The organism is Methylobacterium ajmalii (assembly GCF_016613415.1).
GTDB classification, from domain to species: Bacteria; Pseudomonadota; Alphaproteobacteria; order Rhizobiales; family Beijerinckiaceae; genus Methylobacterium; species Methylobacterium ajmalii.
Map to the genome: position 1 here is coordinate 16,818 of NZ_JACWCT010000186.1, position 17,475 is coordinate 34,292.

At 64.2% G+C, this 17,475-nt stretch carries 14 protein-coding genes, 5 pseudogenes and 1 riboswitch; of the genes and pseudogenes, 6 read left to right on the top strand and 13 right to left on the bottom strand.

The window, feature by feature from the left end; all coding sequences use genetic code 11:
- Position 1 precedes the first annotated feature (1 nt).
- From HPY23_RS33970 to HPY23_RS31910, 4 genes are all read right to left on the bottom strand, one after another.
- The gene (locus HPY23_RS33970; protein WP_200602001.1) at positions 2 to 889 is read right to left on the bottom strand and encodes a transposase; all 888 of its coding nucleotides are present in this window, start codon (positions 887 to 889) and stop codon (positions 2 to 4) included.
- Between the two features lie 64 nt (positions 890 to 953).
- Positions 954 to 1,820: an IS21-like element ISMex13 family helper ATPase IstB gene (gene istB / locus HPY23_RS31900; protein ID WP_099952836.1), complete on the bottom strand. Its 867-nt coding sequence runs from the start codon at positions 1,818 to 1,820 to the stop codon at positions 954 to 956.
- Positions 1,817 to 3,082, bottom strand: coding sequence for an IS21-like element ISMex13 family transposase (gene istA, locus HPY23_RS31905; RefSeq protein WP_200602002.1), 1,266 nt, complete (start codon positions 3,080 to 3,082; stop codon positions 1,817 to 1,819). The genes istB and istA overlap by 4 nt, the downstream gene beginning before the upstream one ends.
- Before the next feature lie 1,022 nt (positions 3,083 to 4,104).
- Positions 4,105 to 5,799: a methyl-accepting chemotaxis protein gene (locus HPY23_RS31910; protein WP_099954445.1), complete on the bottom strand. Its 1,695-nt coding sequence runs from the start codon at positions 5,797 to 5,799 to the stop codon at positions 4,105 to 4,107.
- A gap of 655 nt (positions 5,800 to 6,454) precedes the next feature.
- Here HPY23_RS31910 and HPY23_RS31915 point away from each other — a divergent pair.
- Both HPY23_RS31915 and HPY23_RS31920 read left to right on the top strand, forming a co-directional pair.
- Positions 6,455 to 6,865, top strand: coding sequence for a VOC family protein (locus HPY23_RS31915; RefSeq protein WP_099954446.1), 411 nt, complete (start codon positions 6,455 to 6,457; stop codon positions 6,863 to 6,865).
- Between the two features lie 68 nt (positions 6,866 to 6,933).
- A complete protein-coding gene (locus HPY23_RS31920) occupies positions 6,934 to 7,152 on the top strand; it encodes a hypothetical protein (RefSeq protein ID WP_099954447.1) in 219 nt (72 codons plus the stop codon).
- Positions 7,153 to 7,352: 200 nt separating this feature from the next.
- On the opposite strand, the gene HPY23_RS31925 is transcribed toward HPY23_RS31920, so the two are convergent.
- The 5 genes and pseudogenes from HPY23_RS31925 to HPY23_RS31945 all read right to left on the bottom strand — a co-directional run.
- Complete coding sequence (locus HPY23_RS31925; protein ID WP_099954448.1) at positions 7,353 to 7,694, bottom strand: hypothetical protein; 342 nt, start codon at positions 7,692 to 7,694, stop codon at positions 7,353 to 7,355.
- A gap of 186 nt (positions 7,695 to 7,880) precedes the next feature.
- Positions 7,881 to 8,132 carry a hypothetical protein gene (locus HPY23_RS31930; protein ID WP_099954449.1) on the bottom strand — a complete coding sequence of 84 codons (252 nt, stop codon included), beginning with the start codon at positions 8,130 to 8,132 and terminating at the stop codon, positions 7,881 to 7,883.
- A gap of 349 nt (positions 8,133 to 8,481) precedes the next feature.
- Entirely contained in the window at positions 8,482 to 8,826 is a 345-nt protein-coding gene (locus tag HPY23_RS31935; RefSeq protein ID WP_123834344.1) for a hypothetical protein, read from the bottom strand.
- A 411-nt stretch (positions 8,827 to 9,237) separates the two neighbouring features.
- On the bottom strand, positions 9,238 to 9,531 hold the full coding sequence (locus HPY23_RS31940) for a hypothetical protein (RefSeq protein WP_099954450.1): 294 nt from the start codon (positions 9,529 to 9,531) through the stop codon (positions 9,238 to 9,240).
- A 290-nt stretch (positions 9,532 to 9,821) separates the two neighbouring features.
- Positions 9,822 to 10,574, bottom strand: a pseudogene (locus HPY23_RS31945) (IS66 family transposase); the annotation flags it as partial.
- 32 nt (positions 10,575 to 10,606) lie between these two features.
- On the opposite strand from HPY23_RS31945, the pseudogene HPY23_RS31950 reads away from it, so the two are divergent.
- Positions 10,607 to 11,143: pseudogene (locus HPY23_RS31950) on the top strand (IS66 family transposase); the annotation flags it as partial.
- Between the two features lie 641 nt (positions 11,144 to 11,784).
- Here the strand turns inward: HPY23_RS31950 and HPY23_RS31955 are convergent.
- Entirely contained in the window at positions 11,785 to 12,048 is a 264-nt protein-coding gene (locus HPY23_RS31955; RefSeq protein WP_174800100.1) for a hypothetical protein, read from the bottom strand.
- Positions 12,049 to 12,556: 508 nt separating this feature from the next.
- On the opposite strand from HPY23_RS31955, the gene HPY23_RS31960 reads away from it, so the two are divergent.
- The gene (locus HPY23_RS31960) at positions 12,557 to 13,051 is read left to right on the top strand and encodes a Ros/MucR family transcriptional regulator (RefSeq protein WP_099954452.1); all 495 of its coding nucleotides are present in this window, start codon (positions 12,557 to 12,559) and stop codon (positions 13,049 to 13,051) included.
- Between the two features lie 65 nt (positions 13,052 to 13,116).
- Here HPY23_RS31960 and HPY23_RS33450 read toward each other — a convergent pair.
- Positions 13,117 to 13,616 (bottom strand): annotated as a pseudogene (locus HPY23_RS33450) (response regulator); the annotation flags it as partial.
- Between the two features lie 7 nt (positions 13,617 to 13,623).
- Here HPY23_RS33450 and HPY23_RS33735 point away from each other — a divergent pair.
- Together HPY23_RS33735 and HPY23_RS31975 are read left to right on the top strand one after the other, a co-directional pair.
- Entirely contained in the window at positions 13,624 to 14,049 is a 426-nt protein-coding gene (locus tag HPY23_RS33735) for a reverse transcriptase N-terminal domain-containing protein (RefSeq protein ID WP_099954454.1), read from the top strand.
- 116 nt (positions 14,050 to 14,165) lie between these two features.
- Positions 14,166 to 15,008: pseudogene (locus HPY23_RS31975) on the top strand (branched-chain amino acid ABC transporter substrate-binding protein).
- On the opposite strand, the pseudogene HPY23_RS31980 reads toward HPY23_RS31975, so the two are convergent.
- Both HPY23_RS31980 and HPY23_RS31985 read right to left on the bottom strand, forming a co-directional pair.
- Positions 14,945 to 15,962 (bottom strand): annotated as a pseudogene (locus HPY23_RS31980) (TonB-dependent receptor); the annotation flags it as partial. The pseudogenes HPY23_RS31975 and HPY23_RS31980 overlap by 64 nt on opposite strands.
- Before the next feature lie 123 nt (positions 15,963 to 16,085).
- A riboswitch (cobalamin riboswitch) is annotated at positions 16,086 to 16,283 on the bottom strand.
- Between the two features lie 127 nt (positions 16,284 to 16,410).
- Entirely contained in the window at positions 16,411 to 17,457 is a 1,047-nt protein-coding gene (locus HPY23_RS31985; protein WP_099954455.1) for a HoxN/HupN/NixA family nickel/cobalt transporter, read from the bottom strand.
- Between the last annotated feature and the right edge of the window lie 18 nt (positions 17,458 to 17,475).

The following is a 17,475-nucleotide window of genomic DNA, read 5'->3' on the forward strand; positions in this document are numbered from 1 at the left end:
GTCACGCCGCCAGCACGCGGGCGCGCAGCAGGTCGAGCTTGGCACGGCCATACATCGTCCGCTTCAGCGTCTTCACGCGGTTGATCTGCCCCTCCACCGGGCTCGTGCTCCAGGGCAGCGTGAGCGCGGCTTCCACGGCGGCCCGATCCCGCCTCAACCCCTCCGCCAGGCCGCTCAGCGGGCCATCGCGACAGCGATCCAGCCACGCCCCAAACGCCGCCTGATCCTGCTCCCGCACGATCACCGTGAAGGCCTTTACCTCCGCGATCGCACGCTCGATCTCGGGGACAGCGGCCACCAGGGCATCGAGGAAGCGCCCATCCCTCTCGCCACGCTCGCCGCCGGTCAGGAGAAGCCGCGCCGTCCGCCGCGGCGACGGGCGCCGCCAGACTGGACCGGGGGCAGGTCGCATCCGCGGCGGGCCGCCCCTGAGAGCAGCAACGCAGAGCCGGACGCTCATCACGCCACCCCGGAAGCCCGAGGCCTGCAACTCGCGCCACAGCCGCGTCGCGTTGCGCTCGCCTTCGTCGAGCCGCCGCACGAGGTAGGGCACGAAGGGATCGGTGATCCGCGCCCGTTCGACCTTGCACCACGTCGGCGCCGTGCCGGCCCGCAGCCAGTGCCGCACCGTGTTCCGCGACAGCCCGGTCTCGCGCACGATGGCGCGGATGCCCTGGCCGTCCCGAGCCAGGGCTGCAACATGCTGGAAGCGGGCCTCCCGGTCCGCCTGACCCTGCTGCTGTCGCTGCTGCGCCTTGGTCGCCGGACGGGGTTCGACCGGCGGCGCTTCCGCTGCGGCTTGGCTCACGATGGTTCGCGCGACACGGGAGAACTCGCCGCGGTGCCGATCGAGCACCTGCACCAGCGCTTGCGAGCTGTCAACGGGCACCGAAGTCTCCGCAATTGTGGGCTTTCAAAATTCCCTGGCCGGCGGGTTCGGTGCGGATCGGTGATCAGCCGGCCGTGTGATCGGAGGCAGCCTTTCCGGGTGGACGACCGCGACGCCTGGGTGCGGGCGGCGGAACGATCAGGGCCTTGGAGCGGACGTGCTCGGGGACGAGGTCGGCGTGCTGGCGCAGGCGGTAGCTCGCCCCCTCGATCTGGATCACCACGGCATGGTGGAGGAGTCGGTCGAGCAGGGCTGTCGCCACGACCGGATCACCGAACACCTCGCCCCACTCGGCGAAGCCGCGGTTCGAAGTCAGGATCATCGCCCCGCGCTCGTAGCGCGCGTTGACGAGTTGGAAGAACAGGTTGCCGCCACCGGGGACGACGGGGAGGTAGCCGATCTCGTCCACGACCAGCAGCGAGGCCCGGCAGAGATAGCGGATGCGCTCGCGCAGGGAGCCGTCGCGCTCGGCCTTGGCCAGCGAGGTCACGAGGTCGGCCAGCGTCGAGAACACGACGCTGCGCCCGGCCTTGACCGCCTCGACGGCGAGCGCGATCGCCAGATGGCTCTTGCCGGTGCCGGGTGGTCCGAGCAGATGGACGACCTCGGCCCGGTCGATGAAGGTCAGTTCCGCCAGCGCCAGGACGCGCTCGCGGTCGAGCGAGGGCTGGAAGGCAAAGTCGAACCCGGACAGCGTCTTGATCGTGGTCAGGCGCGCGACCAGCAGGGCGGTCTTCACGCGGCGGTTCTCGCGCAGCGTCAGTTCCTCGGTCAGGATCACGTCGAGGGCGGCCAAGCCGTCGATCTCGCCCTGCTCGATGCGCCGGACCGTCGCGTCGAGCACCTCCAGGGCGCGCGGCATGCGCAGGCCGACCAAGCTGCGCTTGATGCTGTCGAGGGTCGTGATGGCACAGGATGCGGTGCGGCTCATCGCTGGCCTCCGATCCCGCCGGCGAGCCGTTCGCCGACTGCCTGGTAGACAGCCAGCGAGCGCCGGGCGACGTGATCGCCATGGCGGCCGATCGGCAGACTGTCGGGATGGCCGTGGCGCATGGCCCGAGCGGCCGTGCCTTGCCGATGGTCGGGGTCGATGCGGTACTGCCGTCGTCCCTCCAGGATCGGATGGCTCGCGACGAGCCGGCCACCATCGAGGATGCGGATCGTGTCGGGCAACTGATGCACCTCGACGACGCGCCGGGTCCGATCCGGTACGCTGTAATAGTTGCCACCGATCGAGACGAGGCCATCGTGGCTGACGCGCCGCTCCAGCGTGAGCAGAGCGTCGAAGGGCAGAGCCGGCAAGGGCTGCAACTCGGGCCGCTCGGCGGCGAAGGCTTCCGAGACGATCCGCTGCGTGGTGCCGTGCAAGCGGACGTTGGCGACGGTATCGAGCCAGCTCCGAAGCTGGCGGTTGAGGTCGTCGAGGTCGCGGAAGGAACGTGCGAGGAAGAAGTCCTGGCGGATGTAGGAGAACGGTCGCTCGACCTTCCCCTTGGTCTTGGCCCGGTACGGGCGGCAGGCGCGCGGCAGGAATCCGTAGTGCTGGGCGAGTGCCAGCAGGGATCGGTTGTAGACGATGTGGCCGTCCGCATCCTCGCCGGTGACCGCCGTCTTCATGCGATCGTAGAGGATCTCGATCGGCACGCCGCCGATCGCGGTGAAGGCCTGCATGTGACAGCGCAGCAGCGTTTGCAGGTCCTGATGCAGGACGAAGCGCGCCTCGATGTGCCGGGAATGGCCGAGCACCAGCGAGAACAGCCAGACGATGCAGGTCGTGTCCGGCGCATCCGTGAAGGTGACGAGGAAGCGGGCGAAGTCGACCTGCGCCTGCTGGCCGGCCGGGGTCTCGAAGCGGACCTCGTAGGGCTTGGCCTCGGGCGGCCGGATCGCGGCGGCGAACCGCTTCACCGCGGTGTAGGCACCGGTGTAGCCGCGCTCGCGCAACTCGCGGGTCAGGCGCACGGCACTCAGGTCGGGGAAGGCGGTGATCCGCTCGCGCAGATAATCGAGATAGGGCGCGAGCTTGCTCGGGCGGCCGGGCTGACGCGGGCCGTAGGCCGGCGGCTCGAGGCCGCGCTCGATGTACTTGCGGATCGTCTTCGGATCGCGGCCGGTCCGGCGGGCGATGGCGGAGACGGACAGGCCCTGTCGGTGCAGGTCCAAGATCATGACGAGTTCTCCCAGCAGAACCATCCTCGTCGCTCCCAGCCGATCGGTATCGGCAGGCATGGTGGCTGAGGATGGAAAAGCCCGAGAGGGCGCGGGGCGTCGCGACCCTACGGGCCAGGGCACCGACCAGGGAATTTTCGATGCCCACAATCAGGGAGTATTCAACGCCCGCTGACAAGTGAGACTGAGCCGAGAACTCCCCACACCCCGGGCAGCCAGCGGTCGTGGCGCGGGGATGGGTACTGATGATGATCTGGTCAGGCTCGAGGTCGACCTGATCGACGACGAGACCGGCGGGGATGAGGGGCAGCAGGCGTTTGGGCACCAGATCAGATGTGCAGGCCGGTCCTGATGTTCACGATCCGTGCGGCTCCGTGACTCGCCATCCGGCTGCACCACAAACGCGGGAGAACCCAAAGGTGGGTCAGACTTCAATCGGCGTTGACACGGTTCTTCGGCAGCTTCCTGGCCTGCGCCAGTGCGTTCAGCGCCCGCAACCGCCTGCGCCCGCGATCACGTGATGCTTCTTTCTGAAATGCGCGCCGACTGTCACCGGATTTAGAAGTACGTGCGTCTTGGTCGGCGCCACCCGCTCGTTGATACCGGTGTCTACCACCGTCCTCCGCGGGTTCCCCTCCCACAAAACCAGTTTGTTCAACGAAATTGATTTAGTCTAATGGTGTACGATCATCTTTCTTTCTTCTGTTTCTAAAAGTTTTGTCTCACAAAATCTGCCGTCCTCAGCGGCAGTGGGCAGGGGAAGACTGTCATGGCCTGAAGCCCAGGAGGAGGGATCACCCGGCCTGTAGTTTTTCCTAGAGGCCGGGAACACCGGCGCCCGCGGGCGACAGCTGTCCATTCATCGACAGGATGAGGCGCCAGCCCCGCTTGCTTTCTCTCGCGTCAGAGATCGTCACCCGTATGGGCGGAGACTACGGGCTCCGGGAGGTGTCTGCCGAGTAGAGCGCAGCCGGCCGATAGCCCGGCGACGCTCTGGTGCTCGTTTGCATTCGGAGGGACTGTTCTTCTCTCCGTGACGGGCCCTCTCACATCGATAGGGAAACGAGGCTCTGATTGACTTCAGTCAGACCCCGGGACGCACACTGCATGGCCGACGAGATCTCCTGAGTGACGGCGCTCTGCTCCTCTGCCGCGGACGCGATGCCGTTCACCATGCTTTGCGCTTCGGCGACCGACCGTTCGATGCTCCGCAAGCTCGTCGCCACGATGCCCGCCACCGCCTGCATTGCCTCGATGTCCTGAACGATCCGGTTGGTCGCCTGCGTCACCTGCCCGGCCAGGTTTTTCACTTCGCCCGCCACGACCGAAAAGCCTCGCCCTGCCGCGCCCGCCCGGGCCGCCTCGATCGTTGCGTTCAAGGCCAGCAGATTGATCTGCTCGCCCACGCCCTGGATCATCTGAACGATCCCCCCCATCGAGGATGCCGCCTGTTCAAGATCGCCCGTCGAGCGGCCGCCAGCTTTGGCCTGACCATTGACCTCGTCTATCAGCGCACGCGAGCGAGCGGCGGACTGCGCGATCTCGGCTGCCGATGCGCTCAGCTCCTCCGCCGCTGCCGCCGAAGCCTGCACGCCCTGCGCGACCCGGCTCGAAGCCGTGGCCGCAAGCAACCGCGCCGTCACACCGGCCGTGATATCGGTGCAGTGCTTCACCACCTTCGCCGGCCGTCCGTCAGCGCCAAGCACCGGGTTGTAGGTAGCCTGCAGCCAGATTTCGCGCCCGCCTTTGCCCAGGCGCTTGAAGATGGCGGTGCGGTATTGCCCGGCCCGCAGCTGTTCCCAGAACTGGAGGTACTCGGCCGACGAGGCGTGGTCAGGTTCCACGAAGATCCGGTGATGCCGGCCTTTGATCTCGTGCGCACGGTAGCCTACGGCCGCGAGAAAATTCTCGTTGGCTTCAAGAATGGTGCCGTCGGGCGCGAACTGGATGACGCCCTGGCTCCTGTCGATCGCGGTAATCTGGCCTGTAAGATCGAGAGTCAAGCGCTTCGAGGCGGTGACGTCCATGGCGAATTTCATGACTCCAGCCGGTCTGCCATGGGAGTCAAACACGGGATTGTAGGTGGCCTCCAGCCAGATTTCGCGGCCGTCTTTGCCAAGACGCTTGTACTCGCCGCTCCTGTATTCGCCCCGGGCGAGCGCAGCCCAGAACTCCTGATAAGCGGGGTCGGCTTGTTCGGCCCGCTCAACGAAGATGCGGTGATGCTGACCACGGATGTCATCGATGCCGTAGCCCACGGCGGCGAGGAAGTTTTCGTTGGCCTCGACGATCGTGCCGTCGATCGTGAACTCGATCATAGCCTGGGAGCGCAGGATCGCCGCAACCTTGGCCTCGCTGGCAATGCTCCTGAGCTTTCGGGCGGTGATGTCGGCGGCGCACGCGATCACGCGGACCGGACGTCCACGACGGTCGAGAAGGGGTGCGTAGGTGGCCTGCAGCCAGACCTCGCGGCCGTCCCTTGCAACTCGCTTGAACTCGCCTTGCTGACAGCGACCCTGTCTCAGCGCCTGCCAGAAGGCGTCATAGGCCGGACCGCTCGCTTCGCCGGGCTCAACGAGCATGGCGTGCTTGCGACCTTTGACTTGAGTAAGCGTGTAGCTGAGTGAGTCGAGGAAGTTTCGATTGGCGCTCAGGATCGTCCCATCAGGACTATACTCGACCACAGCGTGGGATCGGTAGAGGACGTCGAGCCTGGCCAACGGAGAACGGCCGAAGAGCATGGCGTATGCCTTTATGTTGGGCGCGTACACTGCGGGCCCGCGGGCGTCCGGACAGGCGCCGGATCTAGATTGGCAGCATAGCCGCCAGCTCCGAATATAACGTAAACAACTACAAGTTAAATCATGCCTTATTATCTGAATCCACCTCGGCTCATTCGTTGGAATATCAAAGTTATAGAGTGCGTATGAGCCATGCGGCTGCCAACTGAGTTATTAATTCAATGTTAAAGCTAGCGGTCAACCTAATCTGCGGAGAATAGTTAGCGCACGATATTCTCTGGCTCTGTGGACGCGTCTGTTCGGCCCCGCCCTGGTTTGTATGCCGGTCTGCAATTCCGGTCCATGAGGGGATGTCGTTCGACTGCTCTGCCATGCCTGACTTCCAGGCCGGCGGCATCCACCATGATGGCATCGCCTCCGCAGCGCATGACAAATCATACGCCAGGGATTCGACAACACTGGTCCCTTACGGCATCTGGTAGTGCAGGGGCTCATTGCCGCCCCACTGCCAGCTGGCGCCGTCATTCACCCGGTAGGATATTTGAGGCACAAGGATTTCACCTCGCTTTAAGAGATTGGTCCCTAGACAGACCCTGCGAACCGTTCTTACTTGAGATATTTCCGAAATCTGAAGAGCCGACAGGACAGAGCAAACATGAACAGATCGATATTCATCAGCCTGCCGGTGACGGATCTAAAGGCATCGATCGCCTTCTACGAAGCTATAGGCTTCGAGAACAATACCCGGTTCGCCGACGATATCGCCGCCTGCCTGGTGTGGAGCGACACGATCAGCTTCATGCTGCTTACCCACGAGAAATGGCGCAGCTTCACATGTCGTCCCATCCCGCCGGTGACATCGAGCGAGGTCATGCTGTCCCTGTCCTGCGACAGCCGCGAGGCAGTCGACGCCCTGTGCGACGCGGCCACGGCCCATGGCGGCACGGTCGACATCAACCCGATGGCAGATCACGGTTTCATGTACACCCGCGACCTCACCGACCCGGACGGCCACGCTCTGGGCGCGATGTGGATAGATATGGCCGCCATGGCGGACCAGGGTTAGGCCCCTCAATGCCTCGATCCGGTGGACGGCACACGCCCCGAGCCCGGACAGCCTGCTGTGATCCATGTATGCGCGAAAATTCGATTGAACTCGAAATGGTCAGGCAGCATGTCGCGATCGGCGCCCGGTGCCTCGCCAGGCAGCTCGCCCTGATCGTGCGCCTGCGACGGCGCGGTCTGCCGGCCGACGAGGCGGAGGCGCTGCTGATCCTGTTCGAGGACATTCAGCGCCGGCATCTGGAGCACCTCGCCCGTCTCGAAGCGCGTGAAGGGGTGCCACCCACTTAAATGAGCGAGAGGACCCCGCCCTCCATGGCGGCGGCTTCGGCCTTGCTGTGGTCCGCTGCCGGGTTTTCGCGGTTGAAGCAGCGGCTTGCGCGGATCGACCCAAGCCTGTCGGCTTCCTCGGTCCGGCCACCCGTACGGGATATCCGGCACCGCTCCTCTGGCAATGACCCATGTTAGGCGCCGACCACGTCAGAAGCCGTTTAGCAACCCGTCGAGGCCGCTTGCATGTCCTCTGCATTGCCGGGATAGACGCAGTAATTATGGGCGCCGCTGATGAGATAGACCGGCGCCTTATGCGTTTCCATGTAGTTCGGCGCGTTCAGTTCGAGGCTTACCAGATAATCCTGCCTGCCATGCTGGTCGTGGCCGTTGAAGTAATGAACTAGGCAATCGGCTTCAAGATGGCCGCAGGTTTCTAGTGTGCTGACCATCCCTTTGATGAAGCCGGCCTGATAGGCCGGGCTGTATTTCAAGAAATCGGCCGCCGCGCTTTGCAAAATCTTGCCGGTGTACGGCGTGCTGAAGGCGAACCTGGACCGCATAGGCCTGGGCTCCCACATCATGTATAAGACAAGAACGGCCCCGAGGCAGAAGCCGGCGCCGGCGCAAGCTGCCCCGAACTTCGCCAGGGCCAGGTGAGCAATGCCCCTGCCGTCTTCCGCTATGGCCGGATCCTGCCCCGACTGGACAGGATCATGCCAGGACCGGCTCAGACATCCAGAGGCTCTTTAGCCGTAGCGCGCCGCCAGCCAGGTTCGGCACTGGTCGAGGTCGGCGAACAGCGTATCCCTGGGCGGCTTCACATGACTGGGAAAGGCCACTTCAACGTGCCACTGGCCGGCATGGCCCGGCTCCGAATGGATTCCCGGATCGAGGCGCGTCAGGACGGCCACCAGCTGGCCGTTCACGAGGGCAAGGCAGCCCTCACGGTCCGAAGTGCCCGTGTCGACGACGATAGGACGGAAATCGATAAAGGTCATAGGCCGCCCGTTTGCCGACGCCCGAGCGGATCGACGATAACATAAGACAAAACTCCGCCGAATTCATGCGCGTGTTGCTGCATGTTTGCGAAAGGAAGACAACCCGATTAATCGCAGCATCGAGCACGAATAGACTGGCGCGAATAAAAAAGAAAACAATGGTAGCTCACCCCCAGGCTGACCGAGTCCAACATCTTGGCGGGGCGCTGACGGTTTTTTTCAGGCGCAATGCTGTCAGCGTTTCCCCTTCCCCGCCCTCGTAGCCGGCCAGGCAGGGGCCGCGCGCCTCGGCCTCAATCAGGATCCGCAGACCCTACGCCGCATCACTAGCCATGCCGGTCCACCTGTCTCATCGCTTCTCGGCTTCGTAAACCCGGGCCTGACAATCAGCGCTGAGGGGGACATCGGCGAAGCCCTCGACTTTCATGTAACCGTGGTCCCAACCGCTTGCGGTCCGATAGATGACTTTCATACCGCGTGGGAAGCTGCCGTTCGGTATCGCCCCATCGATGACGACAACGCAGGATCCGTCCATAATAGAAGTGGTTATGGTACCGACGGGCTTGGCATAAAGAGCCCGGTTTCCCGTTATTTTCGCCGCAGACCAAATCGCTTTCGGAAACAATTCGTCGTGGGCTCGCACAGGATCGTTATTTTCCTCTCTATAATAGATGCGCAGCAGAGAATCCTGCATGTCGACATTGCGCTGCGCGACTGCGGCAGCCGGCCGTCCTGCCTGAGATGACTGCGCTAGACCCCGCGACGCCAGAAACGATGTCAGGCTGCTGCCGAACCATCACCCCAGAAGCGCCCCAACCAACATGCCGGCGCCGGCGTGCACCGCGCCGAACCGCGCCAGGATCATATTGGCGCCTCGCGTGCAGTCGTCCGACATGTCCAGGTTCCGGATGTCCCCACGCGCATCTTGACCTCTGCAGGTCGCCTTGCCTCGCCCACCCTGAGGCATAGCGGTGCGGTTCAGCGCATCGTCCGGATGGACAGTCAGTCACACCTTAAGTGGCTGGGCGGCTCCGGTTGCGCTCTCTGCAGGTAAGATGGGCTAGACTTGGACGGACCAGCCACAGATCGGGCCGCAAGCGAAGTGTTAGATCGCGCACTCGTTGAGCGGCACGGAGGAGGGCGGCGTCGCGCACCGCCCGCATTGCAGGCGTATCGGGAGATCGTGCAGCGTGCGCGTCGCCCCGCCATCGTTGCGGACCAGGGCGCTGATCGGCACATTGTACCTGTTCTTACAGGTGCATTTGATTTCCAGATAGAACTTGTTGAGTTCGGCCAGGCGACTGCGGTAAACGCCCGGCACGCAGTAGATCTCGGGTGTCGGATAGCGCGTGCCATACCTGGCATTGGTTTCCTCGTCGTTGACGAAAGATGGCGCCATGACGTGCGCTCCGTCAATGCATCAACGGCGGGAACAGCTGGTAGCTGAAGGCCTGCGCAGCACAACCTTGGCCCGTGCCGCCTTCGCGCAGATCGAGCCTGGTATTCTGAACTGCTTCAGGTCCACGACCTTCATCTACCGGGCCTTGAAGCAGGAAAATCCCGATGCCGCTCCGACTGATTTCTTGGGCGTCATGGCGTCAGAAGCTGCGCCTGGATCTGGCAGGCCGCCACCAGGTAATTACCGAGGGGGGGTGTCGGCACGGCGGGGCTCGGTCGCGAGGGGTCGCCCCTATGCCCGGCCATCACCTCGCCGACGACAGCAGCAGACCGGCTCGAGGCGGCATGATGCACCACTGCGTCCTCGCAGCGGAACACCTAGTGAAAGCTGTTGGCGCCCTCGGTGCGCACCCCGGTCTCGTCCGAGGCCCCAACAGGGGCCTGCCGCAGACGCGCCAGCGCCGCATCCCGGCCCTCGGCAAAACAGTGCTGAGCGCGTCGCAGCACGTTCATCAGCCCGCCCTGGCTCAGCCTCAGCCCGAACAGGTCCGACAGCGCGGCCTGCAGCCGCTCGTAGGACAGCGCCTGGAACGTCTTCAGGTAGGTCGTCACCGCGTGCAGCCGCGGCCCGAACGGCGTCGCGTCGGCTCCCGTCGGTCGTGGGGCGGCGACCCGGGTCCGGCAGGCCGGGCAGGTCACGCACAGACGCCGGTGCTGCTCGACCAGAGGGCGAACGAGCGGCAGGTCGATCCGCTCGTGCACGCTGATCACCTCGGCCGGCAGATCGGTGGGCAGTGGCGCGCCGCAGGCCGAACATGAGGCCGGCCGATGCTCCATGACCTGATCCGGATCGGTGGTCAGCGCCCGCTTGTGGCCCTCATGCCCGGGCTTGGCCCCGCCCGGCCGGGCCTTCTCGCGCCGCTCCTTGCGGTCGCTCGCCGGCGGCTTGGACGAGGTGCGCGACGTCTTCTCCGGCCGGTGCAGCTTCAGCACCAGCTCGATCAGCTCCTCCCTGCTCAGGCGCTCCAGATCGCTGCGGCTCATCCCGATAACGAATCAGCCAAACCGCGTTCCGACATAGGCCGGCGGTTTGGATCTCCGACCGCTACTCGGCTCAGCAGGGTCATTGCGAACGCCAGCAGACCTGCCTGGCGCATCTCGCTCGCGACGTGGCTTACGCGGTGGAAGCCGGCGACGATCTGATTGCCATGCAGCTCCAGTGGTGGCTCGACGAGGCCTTCGGGCTCGCCCGGGGGCTGACCGAGTTGGCCGCCTCGACCCTGGCGCGCAAGCGGCGCGAACTGGAGCAGGATCTCGACGCTATCCTGAAGGCCCCCGCGACGTGCGATCTGGCACAGGCGCTCCAAGCCCGGATGCGCCGGGCACGCGACCAGCTCCTGACCTTCGTAGCCTTCCCAGGGCAGGTGGACGTGACCAACAACGCCTGCGAGCGCGACCTGCGGCCGGCGGTGATCCAGCGCAAGGTGACGAACGGCTACCGTGCGATGTGGGCGACAAGGGGCGAGGCGGACGTGCGCACCGTCGTCGCCACCGCCGCCCTCAGGACCAAGGCGACGCCCTTCGCTACCCTCCTCGCCACCATCACTGCCTGATCACCCCCACCGCCAGCCCAGATAGGAGGAGCAGACGAACCCGCGTGTCGAAAAATACCCCATGGGTAATTACGCCACCAGTTGCAGGAACGCAAAATCATGTCGAAGAAACTTATACAGGCCGCAGCGGCGCTGCATCGATCTGTGGGTAACGAATTTGATGTCTCTATTTATTTAAGAATGTGAAGAATACGGATATGAAATCTGTCTAGATATTTCAGAAGATCAGTTCAGACTACACAGTGACCACGCGCGGCCAGGCCATGCCGGTCGACCGTATGGTCAAGGTCGCATCCTTCGAGACGATCTTTCCCTGCCCGATGCGCTGGGCAAGGCATTCCCGCTGACAAATGACGGGGACGAAGGCGGTTGGGAGAACAACCCCCGCTTAAGAGTGGAGGCCTCAGATCGCGGCAGCACCTCTATTGGAGATGTCGTCGCCGACGGCGAAGCCTACCACTGCGCCCGCGATGGCTGGAACAGACGGGCTGGATTTCAAGCCTTCCTTGTGACTGGTGCAAGGTCGTTTTCGTGATCTTCTTTGCCTCGGGATGCCGGCCGTGCGCAGACAATTTCGTGACGATTGTCATGCCCGGGGGCCCGGCTGTGGCAGGCCTGACGCACGATTGCTTTCCGGGGGTCTACGGGTCCGTCTCCGACTCTGTTTTACGCAGGTAGGAGAGGATCGCGCTCACCGGGAGCGGACCAGGCTGCTCAGGCAAGGCAAGGCTCACGGGCGCGCCCAGGGACGCCATGATGTCGCGCAAGCCTTCGACCCATTCCTGGGCCTCTGCATGAGTCGCGAGTTCGGTTCGAAAAAATCTCTTGTCCGGCTCGATTGTCGCGATGACGGTGAAACGTCCGTCCGGAGCATCGAGGATGTCATAGGTTACGCGGCGGGCCATGCGCGCCCTTTAGCACAGGATACTTGGTCGAACAACTATGCCCACTTCGCTGTAATTTTTAACAATTCCAATCTGATTCGGAAGATAGCCAGGAGTGGACTGCCGGCGAAAGCCGGCTCTCGCAAATGAGGGTGCGAACGTCGGAACATCTAGCTTGATTATTACATCGGGCCCAACCGGCTGAAGCCGTTCCACTGAAGACGATTAGATTGCAGTCACGACAATCTTGGAGGGTAAACAAAAATTATTATATCAATACAGAGCGACTGCCAATCCTGAACCATCGCTCGACATTGTCAAAATCATTGCATCATTACCGTCCTCCAGGAGATCCAGGCCCGTTATATGTTTCTCTCGACTTTCATAACGCGACGGGAAGCCGCGGTGATTTCGACGGCTCTCCGCGCCACAATCGGGGTCGGAGAATTTACGTCTCCCAATTGCCAAAGCGGCCGCCGTCAGCCATCACGAAACCGTGACTGATAGCTAATTTTTCTAGGGAGTATCCATGACCGGTCAGAACGCCCTGTCAGGCACGCGGCAGATCGATCGCACAGTCGCTATTGTTTCGGCCTACGTGGCGAACAATCACGTTCACTCCGGCAATCTGACGGCCCTGATCGAGTCCGTGCATGCCGCCCTCGGCAATATCGGCCTGCCTGAAGCGAAGCCGGAGCAGGGTCCTGACAAGGCCACACCTGCCCAGATCAGAAAATCGATCACGCGTGACGGGCTAACGAGCTTTATCGATGGCAAGATCTACAAGACGCTCAAGCGCCATATTGCCGGGCATGGTCTCAATCCCCAATCGTACCGCGAACGCTACGGCCTACCGCACGACTATCCCATGGTTTCTGTGAGCTACTCCGAAACGCGCTCGGCTCTCGCCAGGCAGAACGGTCTAGGTCGCAAGCCGGAACCCTCCGACGCCTCCGACGCTGAGACTGACAGTGCGCCAGTGCCGGGGAAAATTGGGGCAGGCAAGCGGACGAAAGCTGCCTGAAAGCGGTTGAGACAGCCCGCTAAACGTCAGCGGGCTTTTGACGCTCAGCTCATCTCCGTTGAGACTTACTCCGAGATCAGCTCCTTGATCCGGTTGGCGAGCGCAGCGACGGCGAACGGCTTGGTCATCACGGCCATGCCGGGGTCGAGATGGCCGCGGTTGATGGCGGCGTTCTCGGCGTACCGGATAATGAACAGCACCTTCATGCCGGCTCGCAGCTCACGGGCGGCGTCAGCGATCTGCCGCATGTCCATCCCGCCCGGCAGGCCGACACCAGTGACCAGCAGGTCGATGCGGACTTTCGACTGAACAAGCTTGAGGGCCGAGGGATCGTCCTGGTCCTCGAGCGCATGATAGCCAAGCTCGCTCAGGACCTCCGACACCAGCATGCGGACCTAGGCTCGTCATCGACGATGAGAACGGTCTGGCCGCCCTCGGGGCATTCTGGAAGGGGAGGCACCATCTCCTGATCGTCGACATCCTCGCCGAGATGCCGGGGCATGTAGATGCACACCATCGTGCCTCGTCTGACTTCGGAGTAGATGCGCACCTGCCCACCCGACTGCCCTGTTATGGGGCGGACAGGGCCTCGGCGACGAGGAGATACCCGACCCGCAAGGGTGCTGACTTCCGCCAGGGTCTCAACGGTCGAGACGCTTTGGATCGCTTGGACTTTCCGGGGACGTTGGACGGTTACAGCCGAACTGACCGGTGAACGCGGACAGACGACTTGGCCCGAGATCGATTGGGCCGCGACGGAGGACGCCGTGAAGCGATTGCAGGGCCGCATCTTCCGTGCCGCGGCAGCCGGGAAGGCTCGGCAGGTCAAGAACCTGCAGAAGCTCCTGGTTCGCTCCACATCCGCAAAACGGCTCGCGGTCCGCCGGGTGACCCAGCAGAACGCGGGCCGTGAAACGCCCGGCATCGACGGCGTGGTGTGCAGGACGCCCGAGAGCCGGATGAGGTTGGCCGATCACGGCCTCGGCCAGAGGGGCTAACCCGACTTACGACTTCAACGATGCCGCGCTGCCTTACGGGGCGGACTTCCACGTCACCATCGTGCGCCACCGGCTGCCGCTGGCCTAACGCCGTTTGAAGAGGGAGAGGGCGAATGATGAGGTCATGGATCTTCGCGGCGGTCGCCGTGGCGGCGTTGGCGCAGCCGGCGCACGCCGAGTTCAAGCTCGGCTGGGCAGGGCCGCTCACCGGCGGTAGCGCCGCCGTCGGCGTTCAGAACCGCAATGGTGTGCAACAAGCTGTAGATGACCTCAACGCGGCGGGCGGCATCCTCGGCGAGAAGATCGCCGTGCAGTTCGAGGACGACGCGGGTGATCCGAAGCAGGCTGTCTCCGTTGCCAACCGCTTGATGACCGACCGCATCAAGTTCGTGATCGGCCACCAGAACTCAGGCGCCTCAATCCCAGCCTCTGAAGTCTACGCCGAGTCAGTCGCGCTCCAGGTCACGCCGGCCTCGACCAACCCCGAGTTCACGGACCGCGGTCTCTGGAACACGTTCCGCATCTGACGGCGCGACGACCAACAGGGCACGGTCGCGGGCAACTACCTCGTGAAGAACTTCACTGGCAAGAAGGTCTTCATCGTCCACGATAAGACGCCGTACGGGCGGGGCCTTGCCGATGAGGTGAAGAAGGCGATCAATAAGGGCGGCCTGCGCGAGGTCGCGTTCGAGGGCATCAACGTCGGCGAGAAGGACTATTCGGCGCTCGCCTCGAAGATCAAGAGCCTCGGCGCCGACGTAGTCTACTTCGGCGGCGTCTACACCGAGGGCGGTCTGATCCTGCGTCAGATGCGCGATCAAGCGATTAACACTCCGATGATCGGCGGCGACGCAATGTATGCGAGCGAGTTCGCCTCGATCGCCGGGCCGGCTGGCGAGGGCGTCGGTGGCGCGAGCGGGTCGAGCGGTCCGGCGAACAGGCGGTCAAACTTCGCGTAATTGGCCCCGAACACGTTGTGGAAACCCGGCAGCGGCGTCCACTCGGCCTCACCGCGTATCAGCAACTGCTGCTGGTCGTTGAGGTTGCGGTAGGGCGTCAGCCGGTAGGGAAAGCCGCCATCGGCTTGGTCGAGATAGGCGCTGTCGGAGAAGCGCAGCACGTAGTTCAGGCGAAAGGTATCGGTGAGCTGCGCGCCGAGCTTGGTCGAAACCGTCTTGATGTCTGAAGGCGGTGCGCAGCGGCACGCCGACCGGCAGGAGCTCGAACGGTGTCACCGGCAGCGCGGCTTGGCGCAGGTGCTGCACGGAGAACGAATAATCGAAGATGCCCTCGGAGCCGGAGATGCGGCCGCCCTGGTTACCGGTGCCGTAGGAGCCGCCCTCGACGAAGGCAGTTGCCCGGGCTGGGCCCTCGCCGCGCTTTGTCACGAGCGAGATGACGCCGCCGATGGCGTCGGCCCCGTAGAGGCCGCTCTGGAGGCCGCGCCGCACCTGCAGTCGGGAGAGATCCTCGGTCTGAAGCTGGCTGAAATCGAAGGAGCGGTTTGGCGTTGAGGGGTCGTTGACGTCGATGCCGTCGATCAGGACCTTGACGTGGTTGGAGTTGGTACCGCGGATGAACACCGAGGTTTGGCCGCCTGCGCCGCCGGTCTGGACGACGTTGAGGCCCGCCACTTGCCGGAGAGCGTCTGGCGCGGTGCGAACCTACTGGGCCTGAAGCAGGTCGGAGGTGAGTACGGTGACGCTCGACCCGGTCTGTGTGACCGGCGTGGGCACGCCGGTGGCCGACACCGAGATCTCGGCGAGCGGGATGACAGCCTCCCCGCCTCGTGACGCGTCCGCAAATGGGGCGGCGACCTGCTGGGCGTGTGCTGCTGGCGCCGCAAGCAGTGCCTGACCGGCGCAGGAGAGCGCCAGCGCGCTCAGGCGAGCGCGGTGAAGGGAATGGGGCACGGGAGATAAGCCTCGGGCAACGGCAGTGGCACGTCACCGCGAACGAGGCCTCGGGTCACCGCCTCCACGCAGGATTGGCGGACCTTCGACACCCGCCAGGACACCCCGCCCAGCGCGTTTCGCGTGTGACCACGACTGACGGCAGGTCTCCTGGCTCGCGGGTCGCTGCCCTCTCACCGTCTTCCCGGGCGAGGCTGCCCAGTGACATGGTGGCGGAAGGCTCGCCGCTTACAGTTGCGGGGGCAGCCACGGCATCGGGTTCATCACCCTCACCGCGTTCCCTTTTGATCCCCAAGGGGCGCCGTCACGGCCAGCTAAGCGACGCGGAGACGCACGGTCAATCGCTTCGCTGCAACGCTTCGAAATATTCGCGAGGCCAGTACACGGCTGTTCCACGCGGAGAGCGTGGCCCGACAGTCGAGAGGGGCGCCGTCTCGCAACAGCGCCCTCACCGAGCGGGTTCGAGCCGGTCGTACCCCTTGGCGCGGTAGATGATGACCGAGGCGATCCACGCCACGACGAAGATGCCGACGACGGCGAAGCCGGCCTCGCCCAAATTGTCGTTGAGCGTGCTCACCGCTTGCCACAGTCCGCCTGTGAGCCCGAGCTTGTCGCCGATCAGGCCGAGGGCCTCCAGGCCGCCGATGAACAGCGCGACCGTCGCGGAGGCCGCCGTGATAGTCAGGTTGTACCAGAGCTTGCGAACCGGGTTCGCCAGCGCCCAACCGTAGGCGCCGGTCATCAGCACGCTGTCGGTCGTGTCCAGGAGCGTCATGCCCGCGGTGAACAGCGCCGGGAAGATCAGGATCGCCCAGAACGACAGGCCCTGCGTGGCCTGCGTCGCCGAGATCCCGAGCAGGGCGACCTCGGTCGCGGTGTCGAAGCCCAACCCGAAGAGGAAGCCGATCGGGTACATGTGCCATGAGCGCGAGACCACCCCGAAGACCCGGCGGAACAGGCGCGCCAGCAGCCCCCGTCCGGACAGGAGGGTGTTCAGGTCTTCGTCTACGATCTTGCCGCCTCGCCGCACCCGGGAGAACGCAGCCCAGACGCCTCGCAGGATGAACAGGTTGGCGATGCCGACGACGAGCAGGAACGTCGCCGAGACCGCGGTACCGATCACGCCGCCGAGGTCGTGGAACTGGTCGAAGCTGTCCTTCATCGCCGCGGCCGTCACGGCGATCAGGCCCGAGGCCAGGATGACGATGGTGGAGTGGCCGAGAGAGAAGAAGAAGCCGACCGAGTGGGGCTTCCGACCCTCCTGCATGAGCTTGCGCACCACGTTGTCGATGGCCGCGATGTGGTCTGCGTCGAAGGCGTGGCGCAGTCCGAAGCTGTAGGCGAGGAAAGCGGTCGAGAGCAGGACGGGCTGATGAGCGAAGGTCGCGAAGGCCGCTGCCCAGGCCGCGATGTTGGCGGCGATCAGGACGGCGTAGACGAGCCCGACCTTGACCCTGAGACGGGCAGGCTGATCGTCGAAGGGGTTGGGCAGCAAGGGTCCGCTCCAGATGGT